Origin of the sequence: Streptococcus ovuberis, from assembly GCF_012396585.1 — a bacterium.
Classification (GTDB): Bacteria; Bacillota; Bacilli; order Lactobacillales; family Streptococcaceae; genus Streptococcus; species Streptococcus ovuberis.
The window spans coordinates 152,258-171,066 of the sequence record NZ_JAAXPR010000004.1 but is presented as its reverse complement, the minus strand read 5'-3'; the positions used below and the strand labels follow the sequence as shown (position 1 = coordinate 171,066).

General features: G+C 43.1%; 12 protein-coding genes. 11 read left to right on the top strand and 1 reads right to left on the bottom strand.

All coding sequences use genetic code 11. The features are described 5' to 3' along the window. Positions 1-136: 136 nt before the first annotated feature. The 4 genes from HF992_RS03840 to trxB all read left to right on the top strand — a co-directional run bounded on the left by HF992_RS03840 (position 137) and on the right by trxB (position 2,927). On the top strand, positions 137-943 hold the full coding sequence (locus HF992_RS03840) for an amino acid ABC transporter permease (protein WP_168548740.1): 807 nt from the start codon (positions 137-139) through the stop codon (positions 941-943). Next, positions 943-1,686, top strand: coding sequence for an amino acid ABC transporter ATP-binding protein (locus tag HF992_RS03835; RefSeq protein ID WP_168548739.1), 744 nt, complete (start codon positions 943-945; stop codon positions 1,684-1,686). The genes HF992_RS03840 and HF992_RS03835 overlap by 1 nt, the downstream gene beginning before the upstream one ends. Positions 1,687-1,756: 70 nt before the next feature. Next, positions 1,757-1,981, top strand: coding sequence for a DUF4059 family protein (locus tag HF992_RS03830; protein WP_168548738.1), 225 nt, complete (start codon positions 1,757-1,759; stop codon positions 1,979-1,981). A 31-nt stretch (positions 1,982-2,012) separates the two neighbouring features. Continuing rightward, positions 2,013-2,927 carry a thioredoxin-disulfide reductase gene (gene trxB, locus HF992_RS03825; protein ID WP_168548737.1) on the top strand — a complete coding sequence of 305 codons (915 nt, stop codon included), beginning with the start codon at positions 2,013-2,015 and terminating at the stop codon, positions 2,925-2,927. Between the two features lie 121 nt (positions 2,928-3,048). On the opposite strand, the gene HF992_RS03820 is transcribed toward trxB, so the two are convergent. After that, complete coding sequence (locus HF992_RS03820) at positions 3,049-4,251, bottom strand: hypothetical protein (protein WP_168548736.1); 1,203 nt, start codon at positions 4,249-4,251, stop codon at positions 3,049-3,051. 276 nt (positions 4,252-4,527) lie between these two features. Here HF992_RS03820 and HF992_RS03815 point away from each other — a divergent pair, with 276 nt between their 5' ends. From HF992_RS03815 to nadE, 7 genes are all read left to right on the top strand, one after another. Further along, a complete protein-coding gene (locus HF992_RS03815; RefSeq protein WP_168548735.1) occupies positions 4,528-5,049 on the top strand; it encodes a hypothetical protein in 522 nt (173 codons plus the stop codon). An 11-nt stretch (positions 5,050-5,060) separates the two neighbouring features. Further along, positions 5,061-5,249, top strand: coding sequence for a hypothetical protein (locus tag HF992_RS03810; RefSeq protein WP_168548734.1), 189 nt, complete (start codon positions 5,061-5,063; stop codon positions 5,247-5,249). Between the two features lie 122 nt (positions 5,250-5,371). Then, positions 5,372-9,322 carry a DUF1002 domain-containing protein gene (locus HF992_RS03805; protein ID WP_168548733.1) on the top strand — a complete coding sequence of 1,317 codons (3,951 nt, stop codon included), beginning with the start codon at positions 5,372-5,374 and terminating at the stop codon, positions 9,320-9,322. Between the two features lie 2 nt (positions 9,323-9,324). Further along, complete coding sequence (locus HF992_RS03800) at positions 9,325-12,450, top strand: NADase-type glycan-binding domain-containing protein (RefSeq protein WP_168548732.1); 3,126 nt, start codon at positions 9,325-9,327, stop codon at positions 12,448-12,450. Between the two features lie 139 nt (positions 12,451-12,589). Next, on the top strand, positions 12,590-16,297 hold the full coding sequence (locus HF992_RS03795; protein ID WP_168548731.1) for a G5 domain-containing protein: 3,708 nt from the start codon (positions 12,590-12,592) through the stop codon (positions 16,295-16,297). Positions 16,298-16,493: 196 nt separating this feature from the next. Next, the gene (locus tag HF992_RS03790; RefSeq protein WP_168548730.1) at positions 16,494-17,960 is read left to right on the top strand and encodes a nicotinate phosphoribosyltransferase; all 1,467 of its coding nucleotides are present in this window, start codon (positions 16,494-16,496) and stop codon (positions 17,958-17,960) included. Beyond that, on the top strand, positions 17,957-18,781 hold the full coding sequence (gene nadE, locus HF992_RS03785) for an ammonia-dependent NAD(+) synthetase (RefSeq protein ID WP_168548729.1): 825 nt from the start codon (positions 17,957-17,959) through the stop codon (positions 18,779-18,781). Before HF992_RS03790 ends, nadE begins: the two co-directional genes overlap by 4 nt. The last annotated feature ends 28 nt before the right edge of the window (positions 18,782-18,809 follow it).

Sequence of the window (18,809 nt, the reverse complement as noted above, 5' to 3'; positions counted from 1 at the left end):
TGTTGGGCTATAATGCGTGAGTTGTCATAAGAAATACCTATCAGGTTGATTGGAAATCTTTAAGACGCCAATCAGCCTGATTTTATGGTTTTTGTGTTACAATGAACCTAATGCACCTTTTAGAAGGAGACTTGTCATGACAGTTTTTACCCTATTAACAGCAACGCCCGACTGGTACAAGGACTTGATGACCTTTATTCCCGACGGGAAGATTTTTAATTTACGAGCAGTCTTTGATGGCTTGCCACAGATTGTGGCCAAGTTACCCGTGACTATCGGATTGACCTTGGGAGGTGCCGCTTTTGGTCTCATCTTAGGGCTGATTTTTGCTATCGTTAAAATTAACAAGGTCCCTGTTCTTTACCGCCTGCAGGCTCTTATGGTTTCATTTTTACGGGGGACACCGATTTTGGTTCAGTTGATGTTGACTTACTACGGCATTCCCTTGATGCTTAAGGCCATTAATGCCCGTTTTGGAACCAGCTTTAACATCAATGATGTACCAGCTTACCTTTTTGTCGTAGTCGCCTTTGCCTTTAATGAAGCAGCCTATGCCAGTGAAACGATTCGGGCAGCAATAGAGTCTGTCGATCCAGGTGAGGTAGAGGCGGCTAGGAGTCTTGGCATGACCAATGCTCAAGTTTATAGCCGTGTGATTATTCCTAATGCTGCAGTTGTTGCTACGCCGACCTTGATCAATAATTTGATCGGTCTGACCAAGGGGACTTCCTTGGCTTTTAGTGCAGGGATTGTTGAAATTTATGCCCAAGCTCAGATTTTGGGTGGACGTGACTACCGGTATTTTGAACGTTTTATTTCTGTTGCTATCGTTTACTGGATTGTTAATATCTTGATTGAGCAACTAGGACGTTTTGTCGAGCGGCGGATGGCCATCAAAGCGCCTGAACAAGTTGCCTTAAACACGAAAGGGGGGGACCGTTAATGATAACCATTTCGCATTTGACCAAGACTTTTTCAGGCCAAAAGGTTTTGGATGATATCAGCTTTGAAGTGAAAAAAGGGGAAGTCATTGCCCTGGTCGGTTCGTCAGGGGCAGGGAAATCAACCCTCCTACGATCCTTGAACTATTTGGAAAAACCAGATAGCGGCCAGTTGGCCATTGATGATTTCACTGTAGATTTTCAGACCATTCATAAGGATGATATTTTAGCCCTGCGTCGTAAATTGTCTATGGTTTTTCAACAATTTAATCTCTTTAGCCGTCGGACAGCCTTAGACAATGTCAAGGAAGGGCTCAAAGTCGTTAAGAAGATGTCCGATAGTGAAGCGACAGCATTGGCTAAGGAAGAGTTGGCCAAGGTTGGTCTGACAGACCGTGAAAATCATTACCCACGGCACTTATCTGGTGGTCAAAAACAGCGGGTTGGCCTTGCCAGAGCTTTGGCAATGAAACCAGACGTTCTATTGCTGGACGAACCAACATCCGCGCTTGATCCAGAATTGGTTGGTGAAGTTGAGAAATCAATCGAAAGAGCGGCTAAGTCCGGGCAAACCATGATCTTAGTTAGTCACGATATGGCGTTCATTCAGCAAGTGGCAGATAGGGTTCTTTTCTTAGATAAGGGGCATATTATCGAAGAAGGGACGCCAGACCAGTTGATTAATCACCCCAAGGAAGAACGGACTAAGGCTTTCTTTTCTAATTACAAACGCAACTTTATATGATATAATAGAGGAAATAGGGTCTGTTGGTGAGCAACAGGCTCTTTCCCCCTTTTGCTAGGAAAGGAGAAGCATGTTAGTCAGGATTTTGAGTCTCTACCTTCAAAGCCTTTTAGTGACAACACTTGTGGTGTTACTGCTGGGATCAATTTGGTTGATGGGTCAATCAATCAGCAAGAAAACAAAAACGACAAAAACGCGTCGAACAGCTCTCTACGAGATGCTTTTGGTCGCGGTTATGGTGATTCCCATCTTATCTTTTGCGACGATGGGATTGATTTTAATGTTTAGCGTTTAATGACCACTAAACAACAGAAAGGAAGATGGATATGTATGATACGTTGATTATTGGTTCGGGCCCTGCGGGCATGACAGCTGCGCTCTATGCAGCGCGAGCTAATCTCAAGGTTGGCTTGTTAGAGCGCGGGGTACCTGGTGGCCAGATGAACAATACAGCTGATATTGAAAACTATCCAGGGTTTGACTTGATTTCAGGCCCTGAACTCTCAATGAAGATGTATGAACCTCTAGAAAAATTCGGAGTAGATAACCTCTACGGCTTTGTCCAAAAAATCGAAGATAATGGACGTGTTAAGCGTGTTATCACCGAGGAAGAAACCTTTGAGGCTAAGACAATTATTTTAGCGACAGGCGCCAACCACCGCCATCTAGGTGTTCCTGGAGAAGCAGAATACAACAGCCGGGGTGTTTCTTACTGTGCGGTTTGTGATGGTGCTTTTTTCCGTGATCAAGATCTGGTCGTTGTCGGTGGTGGGGATTCGGCGGTCGAAGAAGCGATTTACTTGACTCAATTTGCCAAGTCCGTGACGATTGTCCATCGCAGAGATGAACTTCGGGCTCAGAGGATTATCCAGGACCGTGCTTTTGCCAACAGCAAGATCTCTTTTGCTTGGAACAAGACTGTTGAGGAAATAAAAGGTGGCGACCGCCAAGTTGAATCTGTCGTCCTCAAGGATACCCAGACGGGAGAATTATCTGAATTGGCTTGTGGGGGTGTGTTTATCTATGTTGGGCTTGATCCGGTTAGTGAAATGGTCGCTGATCTGGGGGTAACCGATGAAGCCGGTTGGGTTCTAACGGATGACCAGATGGCGACTAGTCGACCTGGCCTGTTTGCCATTGGAGACGTTCGTCAAAAACACCTGCGGCAAATCACAACTGCCGTCGGGGACGGGGCTATCGCGGGCCAACAAGCCTATCAGTACATTGTGGAGCAAGGATAAAAAGCTTATTGAACTATCAATACTCCGTGTTGAAATGAGTAGGGGTTGATAAGTTTTTAAATAGAATAAGAAAAGCTTGAAGAGAGACCAAACTAGGGAACTCTTCAAGCTTTTTTATATGTCAGTAGGCTTTAGGGAAATCTTCTGCTTCAGATGTGGGGGCGAGTGGAAGACATTCTTGCCAAAAATCATCTCTGGGTTTAATGAGATAAGAATAACCAGATGATGGGAAAGTCCAGTTTTTATTTTCAAAATAAGACATGGTGGCATTAGGGACAGTCATATCAATATTGTTCTTATTAGGATTGTAGTCCCCAAACTGTTTTAAAATCAGAACAAATTTATGGGATTGGTGAGATTGGATTCTGACATTGCACTTGAATTGTTTGGCTGGCGACAACAGCTTAAAATGCTTAATCCGAATAGGAAACGGAGCGATATATTCGTGCTCGGTCTGCACCAAGTAACTGTCTTGATGAGCAAAGGACCGTAGTCGGTAGAAGACTTTATAGGGATATTTGTCATTTTCGACATATCTTTCCTCAGCTTCAACTTCCAAAATATATTCAACACCGTTGATAATCAAGGAAGTGAGTCGGCTACTGTCTAGGAGTTCTTTTTGGGTGAAAGAATATTTAAACTCAAAATAGTCCTTTTGTGGTTCAGAGGGCTTAGGAAAATAAGTTTGGTAGGATTTCTTGTGGATAATTTTGAAATTTCGTTGCGCCATTCGAGGAATAACGACGATATCGTGGTGATAAAATTCGTAGAATTGCTTTCGTTGAATCTGGTCTAAAAAGTCTTGTTGAATAAATTCAGAATTCAGTAGGTCGTGGTTGGAGAAGGTTTCTGTATTGCTTAGCCTAGTCAGACAGTAAAAGAAGACCCAAGTTAGATAGTCTGCATATCGTTGTTGCTGGATGAGTTGGCATAAAAAATCAGAATCAATTTTAGGGTCATCAGGTTCCAAAATATGATGTTTTTCAAAAGTTAAGCATCTGATTTTTTGTGCGACTAATTTTGTGGGAAAATTTCTCTCTTTTTGCAGTTCTTGACTAATGGCTGTCAGTCTTTCTTGACTATGATTGTTTTGATAGAAAAAACGCCTTAATTTTGTCGGAATATTTTTCCTTTGTTGGAAGTAAAGAGAACACTGAGGTGGTAGAACATAGTAATTGTTCTTTAAGGTTTGCACACCAAAAAGTTGAAACAGTTCATTGATAGCAATTTCCTGAGTGGTCCAGCCAAAATGTTTTTCTTCGGTTTTGTTAGTTAGGATGATTGCTTGCAAAACATTGCTAAGGCAGAGTCTATTGGTTTCCACAATTTCCCCCTTCGGCATTGGTCTATACACATGTTATATCATAAAATAGTGCTTAAAACAAGGTATTTAGAAGTTAACTTTTAAAAAGTAAATTTATCAAAAAAAACAAAACAATTCCTTTTTAAAACAAAAAAAGTGATGTCAAAAAAGTATAGAAAACGTTTTGATATGCTGGTAAAATTGAGAAAAGTGATGGAATTCTCAAATTCTTGATTAGAATAAGTAGGCCATGAAGGGGCAATAATCGAGCCACAGTAGGTGGAGGAGGTAAACAGTGTGAGACGTAAAATTCTTTTGGTATTATTCGTTATTTTAGGAGCATTTTGGATCTATGTAAAGGTTTTTGAGGAGCCTAGGCTAGCAGAAAAGGAAAAAAAATACATTGCTAGGGGATTAGCTAAAGAAAGAGACTCTTATTTAATGAGGCAAACTCACACTTACTATTTCACCAATAAACTTAGCATGGAAGATGTTTTAAGTCATTTAGACATACCTCTTTTAGAAGCGCACTTAGAAGGGCTTAGCAATAAATTTGTCAAGGCGCTGCATGTGGGAGTATCAGATCATAAGCTCTATCTACAAACACATACTGTGACAGCACAAATGGGGTTCCAAGCGGTTTTCGAGCAAATCGCAACATCTACGGGAATAGTTTTCTGTGTTTCGGTTAATCAATGTAAGGGATTTGGATTAGAGACATTTTTCCGCTTACCTTATAATGTTTTTTTAACCTTTATTGAAAATACGCTTGTCGAACTGGATGGCACAATTGAGGTAGAACGAAAACTTATCAATTAGGAGGGATAGCGATGGATGTTATTGTCTTTATCTTAGTTATTGGCATTGCTTACATTATAGTTAGTAAATGGATTAAACTGGAGAAACGTTTGAAAAGAGCTATTAATAGAAAAGCAGAAGAGCTTTACACAAAGCATCGGCAATCTAAGGAAAGAAGACTAGAAGAAATGAGTCAAAGCGATAAGAGGACTAAGCTTTGAGGCAAAAATGAGTTTAAGATGTAGATCAGAGAGGTTTTTGCCTCTCTCTTTGTGCATTATCTGTTAAAAAACTTGGCGAGGTTTGCGCGTGTTTGTAGAATCTTGCTTGGGAAGAGGAGAGAATGAAAAAATGGTTGTTATTGCTGACTTGTTGTAGTGTGGGCTTGTCAGGAGTTGTTAGGTTACAGATGCTGTCAGGTTTTGGGACGGATCTTGTTTATGCAGCTGAGCGGCGGTTGGACAAGCCTTTGATGTCTATTGGTCACTCTCTGACCGAGGAACAAGCGACAGAAACCAAACGTTTGTTAGGCGATACTGGCATGGCTAACGAGGATATTTTAAGGGTTGATGGTAAGGTTATTGCTAAATACCTTAACGATGTAGATGACGCTGCTCAGATTTTTTCGAGTGCTTACATCAAACCTATGGACAAAGGCTATGGTGTGCAGGTAGAGATTGTGACACCTTCCAAGATTACCAAGGTATCGTCAGCGACCTTCCAAAATGCTGCTATTACGTCAGGGATTACTGACGTCTTAGTACGTGTTGCCTCTGTTAATGAGGTATCTGGTGAAGGGGCTTTGGCAGGGATTTATGCACTCTTAGAAGGAGCGGGGATCGAGTTGGATCAAGAAAGTGTCCAAGTCGGTCAAAATGAAGTTGGACTGATTGATGGAATCAAGTCTGAGACTGGCCTAACCGACTCAGAAGCCAATAAACTGATGGGACAACTAAAAAAAGCCATCACTGAAAAGACAACTAAGAAGGAAAAAATTTCAGACGATTGGTTGAAAAAAGCAATCGAGAAAGCTTTTAAAGATTTCCAAAAAGAAATTGGTGATGCCTTGAAGGGAGCCATCATGGACTGGCTCAAGGATTTTTCAGCCACTGAAGTGGCACAGAAAAAAGCAACGATTCAACAGCTGGAACAGAGTCTTTTATCAGAAGAGTGGACAGATCTCTTGGCAGGGTTTGATAAGGTCTTGTCCAAGGAAGAGATTTTAGACCTTCCTCGTGAGGATTATAGTGATACTAAAGTCTATCCAGCGATTCTCCAGAAGCTCTATGAAAAGTTGCTCAAGGAAATCAAGGCAGGCAATCTGGCCACTATTAAGTTGATTTATACCCATACCTTTGTGCTTGAAAAACTATTTGGAACTACATCTGAAAAAGTTAAAGTGGCTCTGAACTATCTCCGCATGCTCTGCTATTACGCAGTAGCCAGTGCAGAGGATTCTCAGCTGCCAGCAGCCTTAAAGCAAGCAGATCGTCCGTCTTGGCTAGTCTTTGAGACAACCAAGGCCAATTGGCTTCATGCGATTGAACGCTACAAGCAATTGGCGCAACTTCCGGAACTCCAAGAGATTATTAACCGTATTGGGATCGCAACAGGTTATGCCTATGAGGTTTTCCTCTTTGAGGATCTAGCACAAAAAGGTGATATCGTCACGGCAACAATTAGTTGTCCCTGTTTGGAGGGTCAGAAAAAAATCAAGGTTCGCTATAATGTGAAGACAGGACAGTGTCAGATTGAAGAAGGGAAGAAGACCCATAACCGAGAACTCTATGACTTCAAAGGTCTGTATGGCAGTCCTGTGGAAAACAACTATCAGAAATTAGTGGATGACATCTCCCAGTATCGGATTTTAGCAGAGGATAAGTTGCTATTTTCTCTTCGAGCTAGAAATCGTGCAGCACGTTTGGCCTATAAGGCTGTCCTGATGGACTATTTAGCCTATACCAAGGGTGAATTAAACTTAGAAGAGCAGCCTCTTTTAAATCAGGAACACCTTGTGATGGAGGATCTCCGGACTAAGCAAAACTTTTATTACGGTATTGTGGATACCAATGGCGATGGTCTGGAGGAGTTGGTGGTCACTGATGCTGTTAGAGAGAAAATCATCGGTTTCTATAGTTTTGATGGTTCTCAGGTTCATTTTGTAGGAGGAACGGGATACCGGTCAGATCTTCAAATTTTCAGAGACGGGTTTATTGTAAATGCAGGTTCTGGTGGTGCTTATCTCTCTGGAGCGACTCTTTATCGGATGCAGGTGCGTGGTTCTGAGCTGGAAAAGCAACTCTCTGTCGACAAAGAGTATCGTGCGCCTGATTTTGATGCGATTACCTATACTGTCACTGCTACGGACGGTACGACCAAACAATATGACAGTGAAGAAGCTTTTGTTCAAGCTCACCCAGATACGGCCCCTTATTTTTCGGTTGGCGTGAGGAAGATTGTGGAAATAGCAGAGCAGGCGGATATTTTGGACACCTCCGACTTTCTTGATGCCTCCAATTTAGAATCAGATGGACAGCTTACAGTCGAGAGCGAAGAAGTAGAAGTAGACCAAGAGCAGGAGGATTCGACAACCCAACAGGATAGGGCAGAGCAGAAAAAAGAGTCCCTGTGGAGCCGGGTGAAAAATGGTCTCAAGCGTTTCTGGCAGGGCTTGACCTCCTCGGAAAAGAAGGCGAAGAAAGTCTCCTTTAAGGCCCTCAAACGCGCTTATCAAGGTGTTCTGGATGAGTATGCGCAGGTGATAGAGCTGCCTATAGAAAAAGCAGAAGCTAAAGCATTTCATCATCTTAATGAAGTCCAGGTAAAATGGTTCTCTGACTATAAGCAGAGGTACGGGGACATTGTTTTCTATGCTTATGAGGATCTCAACAGAGATGGCCTTGCAGAGTTGATTGTTGCGGATAAACATTCTGAGAATCATAGAGTAGTGGGCATTTACACTTATGATCAGGATCAGGTGGTCAACCTTATGTTCTCAGAATTGGAGGCTTACTCGCTTGATCTAGTGTCAGGTTTTAATCTTTATAAGGATGGTCTAATCCATTACTATATGGAAGCTAGTGCCTCTACAGTAGCTCATTATTTTGGGAAAATTGAAGACGGACGTTTAGAATTGATTGATCACTACGAGAGTGACGGAAAAATATTAAAGGATGCCTTGATTGGGGAAGTCTATAGCCAAGAAGAGACTCTGCGACTCCATAAGGATTATATTGACCGTGGTTTAGGCGATATGACTCCAGAGCCGTTTCAAACGCGGCGACTACGTTTTGAAGCTCTCTCACAGTCGGTGAAGCAGACCAATCAAACCAAGAAAGCCAAGTCCAAAGATCAGGCAGATCCTCAGATGACTATGAAAGAAGAGGAGATTGACCGTGGAGACTATTCTAGTGTCTTGGGCTATTGGGAGTCTGATTTAGGAGATCTCTGGTTCATCACTGAAACAGGCCTGGGAGGAGAGGAACCTGGATTCAAGGGGCTGAGAACGGGTGAGACACGTAAGCTTGACGATATTCATGAGACAGAATATTTCCGGACTAGGGCAGAAGATAATCACCTTATGGATGTAGTGGCAATGTCAAGAGGGACTCGTACCATTCATTACAAGTACGTGCCAAAAGGTTCTCGGTATTCACCGACCTGGTATGGAGAGGATTCGGAGTACCTCACTGCCGAGGAGGACATGATTCTGACGGTGATGAATGGGACAGATGGGGTTTATGCCATTTACAGACGAGCAGAGCACGGCGAAGCGAAAGCGATTATCAGAACCCACCTTATTGGTGGAGGGCTCCTCTTTTCTGTGCCGACAGAATTAGTGCTTCCTTCCACCTACCCTGATAATATCAATGTTCACCGACTGGATATGAGAGATGTGCTGGACTATTACAATACCCATTACAGGGAAACCTACTCTCTGGAGATGGTCTTGGATGATTTAGGCTCTGTTGAGAGGAGATCAGGTAAGGCTTCGGAGTTGTCCATCTCTGATTTGGAAGAAATTCAAAGCGCATCAAGCGGGATGGAGTGGCTGTATTTTGAAGGAGATCAGCAACTGATCTTGACGATGGGACACACAGGGCACGCAGGATCATTTCCAAAAGCAGCTCCAGTATCAGACTGGGAAATCAAAGGAGATACCATCAGAGTCCCCGTGTTAACTTTTGACGGCAGACCACATGGGGAAATCATCCTCAAGAAAAATAAGAAAAACTATAAGGGTGGACGCAAGAGATCATCCTATTATGTAGATGTCTATAGAGAGAAAGGGTAAAAATGGAGGAAAACTATTTTATCAATCAGCGGGAGAATGAGCCTACTTTTTGGAGTGCCAATGTGGATTATTTTAAGGGAGTCTTTTCGTTTAAGGGATATACGACAAGGAGAGGTTATGTTTACTCTCTTATTGGTCTGATTATTTTATATACTGTTTTTCAAATATTATCCTGGCTGTCTTTAATGAGTGATTTGAATAACTATAATTATTATAGCGATTCATCCGTGGGAGTAGGTTTTGGATTTTTTCAAATCATCAGCATTTTACTATTCGTGCCCTCAGTGGCTCAAGCGGTGCGTCGTGCTCGAGATGCAGGTTTGACCGCTAAGGGGTATCTCGTTCTTGCGGTAGCTGGTTTTATCCCAGTGATTAATGTTGTAGCATGCTGTTTTGCAATTTATGTTGCTCTTCAACCCTCTGACGGTCTGTTAACCGATAAGCCTGATCACTTCTTTTTCCGCCAACGGCCTCAAAATAGGTTCGATAGTCAGGCGGAACAAGGGAGCTTTTACCAAAGAGAACCACTTGCTGCAAATCCATTTAAGGGTCATGAGGAATTGGGGCGAGCGATTCAAGACTTTTCTGACACCATGGGACGAGAAATAGACAAGCTTGTTCATCCAAATCCTAGTCCAAGTCAGGTGAATCTAGCTCAACCGCCGCAGGAAAAACAAGCGATTCGAGAGCGATTAGTTCCACAGGAGCCTCTTAAGCAACTAGAGGCGGAACCTCATCAGTTTTTAGAATCGCTGGAAAACCCATTGCAGGTTGCAAATACTCCGTCGATGTCAGACAGACTTCGTCTATCAGATCAAGACAGGCATTCGCCTACTTTTCAAAAGAGTGAAGAGTCAGATGCTGTCAAACTCTGGGTAGAACAGTTCCAGGTCTTCCATGGTCGCAAGCCTCAGCCTCAGGAATTTTTAGAAGCCAAGCAAAACCATTTTGCTCTGGACAGCTTGATGGATTACGAATCCGAAGACGTTCTAGCCACCGCATCAGTTGTACCAACGCAGGCAGAGTCGTCTGAGCCAGCACTTCAAGAACATTTTGGTCCAGATCAATCGTCAGATTCGTCAGCAGAACTTGCCGCAAGAGAATCCTGGATAGAGCTTTTCCAGGCTATACACGGCCGTCATCCAAATCCAGAAGAGGTTCAGGAAGCGTGTCAAACAGGCTTCACCTTGGATAGTCTGAGAAATCAAGAAGTGGCTGGTGTCCCAGTATCAGCATTCATCCTGTCTACTGAGGCTGAAACTGTTGAACCCCAGCCTGAAGAAAGTCTGAGTGCGATGCCATCTTCGGAAGAACCAGCCTCCCTTGATCCTAGCGAGCCATGGGTGGAACTCTTCCAAGCCATGCACGGTCGCAATCCAAATCCAGAAGAACTTCAAGAAGCACGTCAGACAGGCTTCGTCCTGCCTAACCTAAGACCTCAAGAAGTGAACGATGTTCCAGTATCAGAACAATCATCCACCCTGTCTGCTGAGGCTGAAACTGTTGAACAACAGCCAGAGGAAAGTCTGAGTGCGATGCCATCTTCGGAAGAACCAGCCTCCCTTGATCCTAGTAAGTCCTGGGTAGAGCTCTTCCAAGCCATGCACGGTCGCAATCCAAACCCGCAGGAATTTCAAGCGGCACGTCAGACAGACTTTCGCCTGATGAATGATTTAGGTGTGGAGCAAGTCCTAGAAACTCAGAAAGAAACGAAGGAGAGCGCCGAGTTTTTTCACCCCTTAGCTGATGTGGAGGCTTCGGATGGTAGTTATCAAGGCTTAAAACCAGAGGAGGCGCTTGAAGAGATGCCTGCCTCAGAAGAGGCCAAACAACCCTTCCTAGCGCCACTTCCTCAGAAAAGACAAAAACGAAAGTGGCTCTATGGACTCGTAATCTTGATTCCCTTGCTTGCTGTTGGCTCTTGGTTTTTGATGGGCAATAGGCTGAGCAGTAAGGAGGTCGATCTCTCAGAATATGCAATTGCCGTGACTGCTTCTGGGGAAAATGGATCAGGAAAAGCAGAGGTAGAAGTGCTGGAGGGACCCTTGTTTGAGGGAATTTCAGAAAAGGCGCGTGAGTTTTTGGAAAATCCTAAGGTAACCATTAGGCCAAAAGATAAATTAAGCAACGGCGACCGTATCGAGGTTGAAATTAGTCTGGATGAAAAGGAAGCTAAGGCCCTAGGCCTTAAACCAGTCGGTGAGTATTTTGAATACTTCAAGATAGATGGTTTGAAAGAAGAGACAAAAGAAACGAAGGCCGAAACTCAGGAAAAGCAGCCTCCAGCTCCTGTAGCAGTACAGCTGCAGAAAAACAATATCAGTTCGGTCTCAGCCACCTCTTACTTATCTGAACCCCAGTATCAACTGGTCCATTCGCCTCAAAATAGTATTGACGGAGATGCGTCTACCGCTTGGGTAGAGGATGTTAGGGGGCAAGGTGAGGGAGAGTCCCTGACGCTTCAGCTAAATGGAACCTACCAGATTACCATGCTTGCCCTCATGCCTGGCTATCAAAAGGACGATGATCACTTTTACCAAAACTCTCGTCCGTCGAAGGTACGACTGAGTTTTTCGGATGGAAAACAGGAGGAATTTGATCTTGCAGATCGGCAAGGTGTCCAGGAATTAACCCTATCGTCACCAGCGACCACCTCTTCAGTGACGCTTACTCTCTTGAAGGTCTATCCAGGAAGTCGTTTTGAAGATACAGCTATCTCAGAGGTTAGCCTTTACGGCCACCAATTCAATCAGAACAGTTCCCAAAGCCAATCCTTGGAAATGGCTATTGAGGCTTTCTTACAGGATTATCGGGCTAAAACGAACCAATCCCTGTCTAGTCGTTCGGCTAGCTACATCAGAGGCGCTTTTACTTCTGAAACGAATCCCCACTACGTGGAAACCAAGGACTACATAGAGAACCAATCAGCTAGCGATGGCATTGCACGCTATGACTCACGAACGGATCGTTTATATAATATCTCAGAAACTGAGGATCAGGTGACCTTTAGTTTGGATTATACGACGGTTATCCACTATACGGATGGCCGTTCCCCTCAGACCATAAGCAATCGTAGAGATTATATCCTTAAAAAATCAGGCAATAGCTTCCTAATTGAGAAATTTTAGTTAGCTCCTAGAGGCATTGGTTAGTAAGAGAGGATTGATAAGAGGAGTATCTCTAACCAACCTTCCTAGTCAAAAACCTTAAACTGAAAGACTGGCTTATTTTATGAACACAAGGTATTAACAACAAAAGGAGAATGGTATGGACCAAGTACCGAAATTACGTAAACGTCGCACCGGGCAGTGGGCTGTAGTTGCAGGATTGGCATCAATAAGTTTGTTGCTTTCTCAACCTACTGAAGCAAATGAACAGCAGTCTATCTGGGTTGCTCGCACTGTCAAAGAGATAAAGAGGGATATTGAAACCTCAGAAGATAAAACTAAATATTTGATTAAGTGGGGAGACACCTTGTCCACTATTGCCCAGGCTTTAGAGATTGACTTGCAGGTCTTAATCCAGATTAATCAGATTAGCAATGCGGATCTCATCTATGCAGGTAATGTCTTGTTTATTAGTCAAGATGGGACGCGTCTGATAGTTGATAATGGGCAAGTAGCACAAGCCTATGTTGTTCTAGAGGACACGGACGCATCAATAGAGACAGTTGTTCCCCGTGTCGAATATGTGGCAGAACTCCCACGGGATGATCAAGAAGCTATCAGCGATTTTTTAGAGAGTGGTAGTGATGAGGCTACAGATAGTCAGGTTTCACCCAATAGCAACTCTCCTTTCCACGCTACGAAAGAAGAGCCTACCCTATCGGCTCAGCCTAGCTCAGAAATTGTACCAACTGTTATAGCAACTGAAGCTATCACAGACACTAATCAATCTACTAATGAGTTGAGGCACGATTCAGGACTTGATTTGGAAGTCTCTGAGCCTCAGTTGACTAATAATGAACAGGAACGAGTTGACAAGGGAGAAGACGCACCGTTAGTAACAGATTCTGGAAACAAGCCATTGACTGAAGCTCCGAAGGAAACAGATTCGGTAGCTACAGATAAGGGAAAAGGCAGTGATGGTCTGGCAATTTCTAATGAAAACGTTATTGGTGATACGACACTTATCTCGGAAGAAGCTCCTGGCTCAGACCAAGATAAAAGTGACCTGAAAGGGGAGGATGGAGTTGTTTCAAGACCAGCCGATTCGGAGCTTCCTCAAGCAGAGACAGGGTTGCTAAAAGGTCAAGACCAGAGTCATGCTGATACTCCTTCCCGACCTGAATCCGAAAAAAATCAGGATGGGCAAAAAGATAAGGAACCATTACCAACTGGTCCAGCTGTTTCTCAACCGACACAAGATTCTGACCATAACTTGTCTGAGGTAACCTCAGAGCTTGTATCTGTCGAGACAATAGTAAAAGAATCCACCAAGAGGACTGAAAAATCTCCAGAGGAACCTCAGGTGTCCAGTCAAGTGTTGACTTCAGTGATTCGTGATAATCAAAGAGTGGATACCGTTGAGACCAAAGAGCAACTGGAGCCGGAGACGATTTATATCGAAGACTTCTCCTTGTCAAAAGGGACAAGGATTGTGGAAGATGAGGGAGAAATTTCCCAAAAGATTCGTCAAGAAAACTGGTTTTACAATACCCAAGATGAGCTTGTTCACAAGGAAATGATTTCGGAAGAGTCACCGACTGGTCGACCTCGTGTGATCCGTTTGGGCATGGGAGTGACAAGTATAGAAATCGTACGTGAGAAACGAGAGCTATTCAATCAGGTGAAGGAAATCTTAGATGATACCTTGCCAAAGGGGGAACGGTATTTAGAAACTGCCGGTCAATATGGTGCCTTAACCGTCTTAAAGCGTAGAACCTCGCTCGATGGAGAAGTGATTTCAGAGGATGAAATCAGCCGCGAAACGACGCCAGCAATCGACGAAGTATGGCGGATTGGCACTAAGATTTACAATCCTGAGGAATTCTTTGCGCCAATCATCGATCAACAAGAGAGCAGCCTTTACACCTTCCACGATATTGATGGTGATGGGAATAAAGAGTTAATTCTCGCAGAGCCGACAAGCCATCTGGAGAGAATTACTGCCATTTATACCGTCAAAGGAGGACAGCCGACGAAGGTAATGGATAGTGGTGATAAGACGATTATCAATATCTTTGAGAATGGGTTGATAAGGAAGTGGAACATTCATAGTAATTACGATTTGTCTCGTGATATTAGGATTGACTGGAACCGGTTGGAAAAAAATACTAGTAAGAATCTTCATCACTTTATCCCAGAAGGATCGTATTACAGCACAGAGTTGTTACCTGGTGAAGCGGACTCACAGCGAATTGACAATGGCGCCTACAATCAATTTGAAAAAGGTATTAGAGATAAAACTAAGGAAAAATTGGATTTCATCTGGTATCAGACAGATACAAAAGCAGAGGTAGCTAAAGAGATCTCGGACTTTCTAACGCCGAGAGAAGCTTATCTGCTCTATGAAAAAATGGCTGAAAAATATGGTTATATCTATCCTCATCGTTTACTTACAGGAGATAGGACAGAGTTTTACCGTGAGCATTATAATATTAATAGATCAAAACAGCTTATTTTTCACTATGTAAATTCCGGACTGGCAGGTGGTGGAGACATTCGATTTGTTAAACGTGATGATGGTAATATAGATGTTGTGACTTACCATGGAAATTTTAGTTTTTCTAGCCGAAGAGCAGATATGCACGAAATTGTCACCAGGAATGGAGAATTAATTCAAAAGATATCTTACCCTAAAACTTGGAGACCGACAAAGGAGCAACTTCAGAATGCTGAAAATAAGATGCGTCAATTTTTGACTCAGAAACACCCTGATTTATCTGGTTACTATAATTATCAGGTGTTCCAGGATCAATACGATTATCAGTTTCTAATTTTTAGGTCTCCAAAATCTTACCGGACATTTGGTGTAGATTTAGTGGATGACAAAGTTTACTATCTTGAAGATTTTAGAAAAACTGACATTGGATCTCGTTATCTCTTTAACTTGAAAGAAAGTGATGAACAAGCAGATTTCCTAAAGCAAGAATACCAAAACGAAGACTCTGATGGTGATGGTATTCTTAACAAGGATGAAAAATCAGAAGAAGTTGGTGTTTGGAATGTTTCAGACCGTGATTTGGCGATATTTGCAGCTTTGGCGTACCGTTCTGATAGTGAATTGAGAGAGATTTTTTCTGAAGAAGGGCAGAGCAATAAAAGAAAATTTAAAGAATTAGTTGATCAAGGACAATTAGAAGGAGTTGCTGTATCGGAGAGAGATTTAGCGCTATTTAAAAAATTTAATTATGTTAACCTTTATGAGCGAAACATAGGTTTAATCGGTACAACAAAATCAACATTAGCTGTGTTTAAGGATAAGCATAGTGATAATGCTATTTTATCTTTTAGAGGTACTGACGAAGGATTTCTGGAATTTTTAAAAGATTCTTTCCTTTTGTTTGGAGTGGGTTCGTATAAAGATGCTGCCAGAGATCAAGTTGCTGAAGCAATTGTTGAGCTAGGTAATTTTAAAAAATTGTATATTACTGGGCATTCTTTGGGTGGTTATCAAGCCTATCAAGCTGCAAATAAATTGGTTGAGGACACGGAAGATTCAAAATTAGAGAAGGTCATAAACTTCAATGGTCCAGGATTACATCTTGGTGAATTATTTGAAACAACGAAAAGATTAAACTTGCTTGCTAAAAAAATCCCAGTGCTACATTATAGAACAAAGTTAAATATGATAAATGACATGATTACAATTTTGCCTGGTGCACATCCTGGGAAGATTGTGGGGTATTACGTAAAAAATACCTTAGATAAAGATGCGGATGCTCATAATTTAACTTCTTTCTTCTACTACCTTGACGCGGGAACACGAACGTCAAAAGATAAGTTTAAATCTTTTGGACAAGGTGGTTGGTAGCTTAAAGCCTCTCTAATGATTATCTCCCTCCCCACCCGTTCGGGTGGGGTTTCGTGCAGTCCATGGATTGTTTTTGGGAATGTTTATGAGCACTAATGGTGAATGGAGCCGACAAACGGTTCCCTAACCCTATATGCTTCTCTTCTTTATGGTATAATAAACTTATTATCGTCTCAGATGAGAAAAGGAGAGGCCTATGTACCCTGATGATTCATTAACCCTACACACAGACTTGTATCAGATTAATATGATGCAGGTTTATTTCCAACAAGGCATTCATAATCGCCATGCGGTTTTTGAGGTGTATTTTAGAAAGCAACCGTTTAACAATGGCTACGCTGTTTTTGCTGGTTTGGAACGCTTGGTTCATTATTTTGAAACGCTGACCTTTAGCGAGTCAGATCTGGCTTACCTGCGTGACGAAGGCTATCCAGAGGACTTTTTGGCCTACTTGGCAGATTTTAAATTTGAATTGACGGTCAAGTCTGCCCGTGAGGGGGATTTGGTCTTTGCGAATGAACCGATTGTTCAAATCGAAGGGCCCTTGGCCCAGTGTCAGCTGGTAGAAACGGCTGTGCTTAACATTGTCAATTATCAGACACTGATTGCGACTAAGGCAGCTCGGATCAAGTCAGTCATTGGCGATGAGCCCCTTTTGGAATTTGGAACCCGCCGTGCGCAAGAGATGGATGCAGCCATCTGGGGGACCCGTGCAGCCTTCATTGGAGGGGCGCAAGGAACCTCAAATGTTCGCGCTGGAAAACTCTTTGGCATTCCGATTGTTGGGACGCATGCCCACGCTCTAGTTCAGGCTTATGGGGATGACTATAAAGCCTTCAAGGCCTATGCAGAAACCCACAAGGACTGTGTCTTCTTAGTGGATACCTATGATACCTTGCGCGTTGGGATGCCTGCGGCCATCAAGGTTGCTAAGGAAATGGGTGATAAGATCAACTTCAAAGGTGTTCGGATTGATTCAGGGGATATGGCTTATATTTCCAAAAAAGTCCGTGAACAGCTGGATGAAGCTGGTTTTACAGAAGCTAAAATCTATGCCTCCAATGACTTAGATGAAAATACCATCCTTAACCTTAAAATGCAAAAAGCTAAAATCGATATGTGGGGTGTTGGAACCAAATTGATTACGGCTTATGATCAGCCGGCTCTCGGTGCTGTTTATAAGGTTGTATCGATTGAAAATGATGAAGGCATCATGATTGACTCAATCAAATTGTCCAACAATGCTGAAAAAGTATCAACGCCTGGCAAAAAACAAGTTTGGCGGATTACCAGTCTGGAAAAAGGCAAGTCTGAAGGCGATTATATCACCTTTGCGGATGCAGATGTCCCTGCCATGGATGAGATTTACATGTTCCACCCGACCTACACGTATATTAATAAGACCGTGAAAAACTTTGGGGCAGTTCCGCTTATGATTCCGATTTTTGAAAAAGGCAAACGGGTTTACGAGCTGCCAACCCTTCAAGAAATCCAAGCTTACGCTCGTACCGCCTTCGAAGAGCTTTGGGATGAATACAAACGAGTCCTCAACCCGCAAATCTACCCTGTCGACTTGGCCCAAGAGGTCTGGGACAACAAGATGGCATTTATCGATCAGGTGAGAAAACGTGCTCAGGAACAGAGTGAGGAGGTTCAGGGATGAGTTTGCAAGAATCGATTATTAAACAACTTGGCGTCAAGCCTGTCATTGATGCGGAAGAAGAAATCCGACGGACCATTGATTTTTTGAAGGAATATCTCTATAAACATCCTTTTCTGAAAACTTATGTGCTTGGGATTTCTGGGGGGCAAGATTCAACGTTGGCTGGTCGCTTAGCCCAGTTGGCTATGGAAGAAATGCGCGCTGAAACAGGGGATACGGCTTATCGCTTTATCGCTATTCGTCTGCCTCATGGGGTACAAGCGGATGAGGCAGATGCCCAAAAAGCACTGGCTTTTATTCAGGCTGACGAGGTCCTAACCATCAATATCAAACCAGCGACAGATGGTATGATGGCTGCTTTGGCAGGTGCGGGTCAAGACATTTCTGATTTTAACAAGGGCAATATTAAGGCTAGGCAGCGAATGATTGCTCAGTATGCAGTCGCTGGCCAGCGCTCAGGAGCTGTGATTGGGACAGACCATGCGGCGGAAAACATCACTGGTTTTTTCACCAAGTTTGGCGACGGTGCTGCGGATATTATGCCCCTCTTTCGCCTCAACAAGCGTCAGGGGCGGGCCTTGCTTCAGGCTCTTGGAGCGAATGCTAGCCTCTATGAGAAGGTACCGACCGCTGATTTAGAAGAAGACAAGCCTGGGTTGGCCGATGAAGTGGCTCTTGGCGTCAGCTATGCAGCTATTGATGATTACCTAGAAGGCAAGGAAGTCTCTCCTAAATCTCAAGAAATCATCGAAAATTGGTGGCGTAAGACCGAACATAAGCGTCATTTACCGATTACAGTGTTTGATGAGTTTTGGAGATAGGTAATGCTAAGGTTGCTTTCGGTGAAAG

Coding starts and splice junctions, on each gene's coding strand:
- HF992_RS03840 (WP_168548740.1), top strand. CDS start 137: ATGACAGTTTTTACCCTATTAACAGCAACGCCCGACTGGTACAAGGAC.
- HF992_RS03835 (WP_168548739.1), top strand. CDS start 943: ATGATAACCATTTCGCATTTGACCAAGACTTTTTCAGGCCAAAAGGTT.
- HF992_RS03830 (WP_168548738.1), top strand. CDS start 1,757: ATGTTAGTCAGGATTTTGAGTCTCTACCTTCAAAGCCTTTTAGTGACA.
- trxB (WP_168548737.1), top strand. CDS start 2,013: ATGTATGATACGTTGATTATTGGTTCGGGCCCTGCGGGCATGACAGCT.
- HF992_RS03810 (WP_168548734.1), top strand. CDS start 5,061: ATGGATGTTATTGTCTTTATCTTAGTTATTGGCATTGCTTACATTATA.
- HF992_RS03805 (WP_168548733.1), top strand. CDS start 5,372: ATGAAAAAATGGTTGTTATTGCTGACTTGTTGTAGTGTGGGCTTGTCA.
- HF992_RS03800 (WP_168548732.1), top strand. CDS start 9,325: ATGGAGGAAAACTATTTTATCAATCAGCGGGAGAATGAGCCTACTTTT.
- HF992_RS03795 (WP_168548731.1), top strand. CDS start 12,590: ATGGACCAAGTACCGAAATTACGTAAACGTCGCACCGGGCAGTGGGCT.
- HF992_RS03790 (WP_168548730.1), top strand. CDS start 16,494: ATGTACCCTGATGATTCATTAACCCTACACACAGACTTGTATCAGATT.
- nadE (WP_168548729.1), top strand. CDS start 17,957: ATGAGTTTGCAAGAATCGATTATTAAACAACTTGGCGTCAAGCCTGTC.